Source organism: Bacillus sp. AFS001701 (genome assembly GCF_002559405.1).
Classification (GTDB): Bacteria; Bacillota; Bacilli; order Bacillales; family Bacillaceae_G; genus Gottfriedia.
Window position 1 is genome coordinate 1 of record NZ_NTZO01000519.1, and the last position, 5,226, is coordinate 5,226.

The following is a 5,226-nucleotide window of genomic DNA, read 5'->3' on the forward strand; positions in this document are numbered from 1 at the left end:
ATCCTAATGTACATATTTTTTAAAAGAAAAGGTTGGTTTTAAGTCGTTAAGCACTTAAGTTTGACGACTTTTCTTATATTTTAGAATACTTTGTAATAATGTGTCTTTCTATGTAGAAATGTTTTTTTTGAATTTTTTGTATTAATAATTAGAAGTTTAAATAACTATGTTATAATTTGTTGAAAGAAGGGGTGGGGGACACTTTAATGCTGCAATTAAAAGATTTATTAATTCAATTTGCAATCATAATCATTCCGGTCTTTTTATACGAAATGTTCTGGCTTAGTAGATACCACAATACAAGCCCGAAACAAAATAGAATATTAGTTGGATTGCTAACTTTTTTTAATATTTTTATTTGCTTGCTTTACCCAATTCACATTAGTGAAAGCATGGCTATTACCTTTAGTATTTTATTAATCTATTCATCTATTTTATATGGTGGAAGATTGATTGGAACGATTATTATTTTAACCAAAGCAGTTTTTGTGTATTTGCTATATGGTTTAGCTTCTTTGAAATCTTTTCCATTTGAAGTGATTTCATGTATCTTACCATTTATTGTTTCACCACATTGGGTTAGTTTTTCTAAACGTAAGAAATTTGCTTTAAGTATTTTAATGCCAATTTTATTTTCGTTCAGTATGGTCTGTTTGCTTTATTATGAAGCTACGGTAAATGGTATAAAAGAGTACCAATCAGATCAAACAATTTTTTTGGCGTGCATATTTTTTACTGTTTTAACAATTACAATGCTGTTCCATGTTTATTTAAGAGAGTTTTTATTTGAAAATGCTGAAATTCGTGTTCAAATGCAGAAATCAGAGAAATTAAATATGGTGAGTGAACTTGCGGCGAGTGTAGCTCATGAAGTTAGAAATCCATTAACAGTTGTAAGGGGTTTCATTCAGTTAATTGAGAATCAAGAAAGTGGAACGAATAGAGAATATATGAAACTTGTATTAGCTGAACTAGACCGGGCAGAAAATATCATTTCAGATTATTTAAACTTAGCTAGACCTCAAATTGAAGAAAAGAAAATAATCAATATGACAGAACAACTGAATGAAGTAACAACATTAATGTCAAGTTACGCCTCACTGCAGGGTGCTTTCTTACAAGTAAATGTAAATGAGGAGATGTATACTGTTGGAGATCGAGCTAAGCTTAAACAAGCAATCATCAATGTTCTAAAAAATGGTGTAGAAGCTATAAAGGACACGAAAGGCTATATTAAAATTGAAGCAAATATTGAGAAAGTAAGAGATCGAGAGTACATACGAATTGTTGTTAAAGATAATGGAGTAGGTATGTCGAAAGCACAATTGGATCGTTTAGGACAACCTTTTTATTCTTTAAAAGAAAAAGGAACAGGTCTAGGACTAATGGTTACTTTTAGTATTATCGAAGCTCATAAGGGAACGATTGAGTATTTAAGTGAAGAAGGCAAAGGTACTGAAGTTCATATTGTCTTACCAGCTTATCATCAAGAACAGAGTGAAGAGGAATAATGAAAGAAAAAAAGAGAAGGGGAAAAAGCCCTTCTCTTTTCAAACTAAAAATCTTTAAATTTCATAATAGAGTAAAAGTGATAAACAATAAACAAATTATTTTACTGACTTAGGTTTAAAAAATAGTGATTTAATTGCATTTTTCCAGTCTCTTTCTTTTGAGGCAGCTACCATCTTCTTTGTTTCCTGTAATTCTCTAATCATCCTCATTAATTGAGCATCTCGACCAGATTCTTTTGATTTAATTTCTTCAAACATTTGCTCTAATTTTTCGTCTTTTTCTTCAATTACTGTTGCTAACCCTTGAAGTTCTTCACTTTTTTCTTCAACTGAATATAATATTTTTTCTAACTTCTGATCCTTCTCCAAGTTCTGTTTGATTAATGTTTGATTTTGAGTTAGGATTTGTTCATTTTGATATGCTAGATTCGTAATTTGGGACATAAACTCTTCAAACATAATTTGATTTGAATTTGTCGGTACAAAAGTAGTGACATTCTCTTTCGTAACGATAGGTTCCGTTACTACGTTTGATCCATTTAACTTTGAAAGAACTACTTCATCAGGTAGTTTTTTATTTTCTTCAAGTACTTGTTCAACTGTCATTTCTTCAAAACGATATTCTTGGACTTCTTCATCCTCCGAACTTTTATCAGTTTGCTTTGAAAATGCACCAGATACTGTAACAGGCTCTTCTTTTGGTAAGGATTGCTCTAGTACGACTTCTTCAATTATTTCTAATTTTGATACGGAGTCTTCAAACTTCTCAGTATCTTGTGAAAAAGATTGCTCCATTACGCATTCATCTATTGTTTCTAGTTGAGAAGATGATTCTTCTAAATGCTTTGTATCTTGTGAAGTTAATTGACTGTTCTCTACTATTTCGATCGGTTCTAATTGGGATGCAGAAGCTTCTAAAGGTGCTTCTTCTTGTAAAAGTGAAAGATGGATTAATTCTGAATCAATTGTTTCAATTTGGGAATCTGCAACTTCAACAATATCATTCTTTTTTACTTCAATTAATTCCATGTCATTCTTCATGTCAATATTTTTATGTATGTTATTTTCTAGAGGAATATTCGGGGTGTTATTTGTAACGATTTCAGTATTTTTTTCTGTAGTTTCATTCTCAATTGAAGTTGTTTCAATTACATGAACTTCAGATTGATTTTGTACTGATTGGTTATTTAATGCATATTCAACTGATTGTAAAAGATTTTCATTCTTTTGGTACTCTTTAATGATCATTTGAAATAGTTCGAAATCGTTTTGATTATAGATCCTAGTATCTTGGTTCTTTGTAAAATGATATTCTTTTTTTTCTAGTTCCTTACTAATTTCTCTTACACGAGATTTACCTATTTTTAATTTCTTTGAAATGTCTTTACTTGTAAAAATTACTGACATTTGATATCCTCCTGAAAAATATGTGTAGTTAGAACATTCAATACATAGTTAAATTTTTCCTACCTAATCTACTTAAAATAATTCTACAATGTATAACAAAGTCCATATGATTACTAAAATTAAAATCAATATATGAGGAAAAATAGTGAAAAATAGAAAATATTACTTAAAAAGTAGCATAAATTCGACTAAAAAATAGAGAGTGACACAATGTTTAATCACTCTCAAACCAAATTTTTAAATTTGTAATCTAATCTATCAAAAAGTAGACATAAAGTAATCTATTGTTCCGAATTTGTCTGCTTATTTGTTTTTTCTAATCCTGCTTCTTGAAGTACAGCCTTTTGAGCTTGTCCTTTTTTACCTAAATAATTATGCTTAGCACCGAAGTATAAAATAAAAAGGAATGAAATTATATTAATTACAGCATCAATTTGTTCATTATTTAGGAATTTAAACCCAAAAGAATTTAGTAACAATTGAAGTGCAAATAAGAACCCAGCAACATAACGAATAATATCTTGTAAGTTATTATTACCGAACATATCAATCACCCCCTATTGATATAGTATGCTTGTCTCACGTAATAGGTGAGACAAATCTACTAAAATATGAGTGGAAAATAATGAATTTCCGTACATTCAAATAAAAAAGGGAAGAATTAAAACCCCTTTAATTTAAAAGGTCTTATAATCTTCCCATTTAATCTATATTAATGTTATTTTAGTAAGAATTGTTTCAACTTATTTCTCTTGCTTACCTTTATTTTTACGAATTGGTTCACTCGGAAAAGTAAATGTAGAGTTATTTAGAAATGAAGAAGCTCTTAAAAATTGCCCTGGGGTATTTCTTCGGTAGTTCGATCCATTTTTGAAATGGTTTTCAGATTTAACGTTTTGAATACCTAAGAAATGATGAAGTATTTTTTTTGCATAGCTTAATGACATGGAAACTTTTGGGTTACGATAAGTATTTTCTAATATTCCTAAATGCGGGAGAAGTTTAAAGTCTTCTTTTAACGGTGGTATATGAAAGAAAAAATCTCCACAAGCAATCAACACATCAGATTGTTGTTTACTGGACTTGGGATTATTTGAAAAATGTAATCCAACTTTCTTAGCAATTCCTTTATCAATAAGCTTTATTATAGCTTGTCTTTTTAGTGAATATAGTTCACTTGGTTCAAGTGCTGTTTTAGCATGTTTATTTACAACAAATATTGCCTGAAAAATTTCTTCATTTGTAAAATTTAGTTTATTCAGGCTAGGTTCTTTCGATTTCATGCTTCTTGGTTACCTCCAAAAAATAATAGATATGAGTATATTATATCTTTAGTTTAAAATATTTCAAATCAAATCTGGAGAAGTGGTTATATAATAAAAAGCTAATCGAAATAATATTCATTAAAGCGACTAGCTTTTTTATTTAATTAGTATGGATAGGGTCCTATATTACCTGGCGAATTTAATCCTGCATTACTAGGTAAATAAGCACCAGGATTTACAGGTGGGTAAGGCTGTTGGTATCCAGGGTACCCGCCACCGAAGCCACCACCAAAACCACCACCGTACGGAGGATATGCTGGGTAAGGTCCATATGACGGATAATAAGGTGGTCTAAACGCTAGAGCACCTAACGCGAATCCGCCTGCTAATCCCGCTAATCCTCCTATTATTGGCAAAAATGGGAAAAAAGGAACAAAGCGTTGTTCGTTATGATCAAAGTAGTAGGATGGAGCATGATCTTCTCTATAATAATGATTTAAATTAGGGTGATATTGATAATTCATGTATTTAACCTCCTCTCTTGTCTTCAATATTAGTGTATGGAGTACTATAATAATTGAGCAAGTACCCATAAAAATAGGTAACCAACCTAGTATGGGTGAGATCTGTGAGAATTATATTTTTACTTATTAAATTGCCCAGTAATTTCAATTGATACGATTTCGGGAGGAGTAAATAGGCGAATTGGTAGTTTAGTTGTCCCAATTCCATTTGAAACAACTAAATGACTATTATATTTACTTGATAGGGTGTAAACACCTCGGTTGTATTTCTTTGCATATGGAGGCATTATAAAGGACTTATATAAAGGTAAATAGATTTGTCCGCCATGGCTATGGCCAGAGAGCTGAAGATTTATCGGATAGTTTTTCGTCAAATCAGCAATGTCGGGTTCATGAGCTAGAACTACTGTATAACTATTTTTTTGAATTCGTTCTAAAATGTCATTATATTGTTTGTTTCCTAGCATATAATCATCGAGACCGATAAATGAAACTTTTTGTTTTTGAACGTAATAAGTT

Annotated in this window: 6 protein-coding genes; 1 reads left to right on the forward strand and 5 read right to left on the reverse strand. The window is 30.5% G+C overall.

What is annotated here, in order from left to right; all coding sequences use genetic code 11:
• Positions 1 to 206 precede the first annotated feature (206 nt).
• On the forward strand, positions 207 to 1,511 hold the full coding sequence (locus CN514_RS21850; RefSeq protein WP_098234381.1) for a sensor histidine kinase: 1,305 nt from the start codon (positions 207 to 209) through the stop codon (positions 1,509 to 1,511).
• 96 nt (positions 1,512 to 1,607) lie between these two features.
• Here the strand turns inward: CN514_RS21850 and CN514_RS21855 are convergent, their stop codons facing one another.
• From CN514_RS21855 to CN514_RS25965, 5 genes are all read right to left on the reverse strand, one after another.
• On the reverse strand, positions 1,608 to 2,918 hold the full coding sequence (locus CN514_RS21855) for a DUF3967 domain-containing protein (RefSeq protein WP_098234382.1): 1,311 nt from the start codon (positions 2,916 to 2,918) through the stop codon (positions 1,608 to 1,610).
• Between the two features lie 281 nt (positions 2,919 to 3,199).
• Positions 3,200 to 3,463, reverse strand: a complete 264-nt coding sequence (locus CN514_RS21860) for a phage holin (RefSeq protein WP_098234383.1) — start codon at positions 3,461 to 3,463, stop codon at positions 3,200 to 3,202.
• 198 nt (positions 3,464 to 3,661) lie between these two features.
• A complete protein-coding gene (locus CN514_RS21865; RefSeq protein WP_098234384.1) occupies positions 3,662 to 4,201 on the reverse strand; it encodes a YkyB family protein in 540 nt (179 codons plus the stop codon).
• Between the two features lie 146 nt (positions 4,202 to 4,347).
• On the reverse strand, positions 4,348 to 4,707 hold the full coding sequence (locus CN514_RS21870) for a hypothetical protein (RefSeq protein WP_286141791.1): 360 nt from the start codon (positions 4,705 to 4,707) through the stop codon (positions 4,348 to 4,350).
• Positions 4,708 to 4,826: 119 nt separating this feature from the next.
• Positions 4,827 to 5,226: metallophosphoesterase (locus CN514_RS25965; RefSeq protein ID WP_483295028.1), on the reverse strand; the 400-nt coding region annotated here is incomplete at its 5' end.

Coding starts and splice junctions, on each gene's coding strand:
- CN514_RS21855 (WP_098234382.1), bottom strand. CDS start 2,918: ATGTCAGTAATTTTTACAAGTAAAGACATTTCAAAGAAATTAAAAATA.
- CN514_RS21860 (WP_098234383.1), bottom strand. CDS start 3,463: ATGTTCGGTAATAATAACTTACAAGATATTATTCGTTATGTTGCTGGG.
- CN514_RS21865 (WP_098234384.1), bottom strand. CDS start 4,201: ATGAAATCGAAAGAACCTAGCCTGAATAAACTAAATTTTACAAATGAA.
- CN514_RS21870 (WP_286141791.1), bottom strand. CDS start 4,707: ATGAATTATCAATATCACCCTAATTTAAATCATTATTATAGAGAAGAT.
- CN514_RS21850 (WP_098234381.1), top strand. CDS start 207: ATGCTGCAATTAAAAGATTTATTAATTCAATTTGCAATCATAATCATT.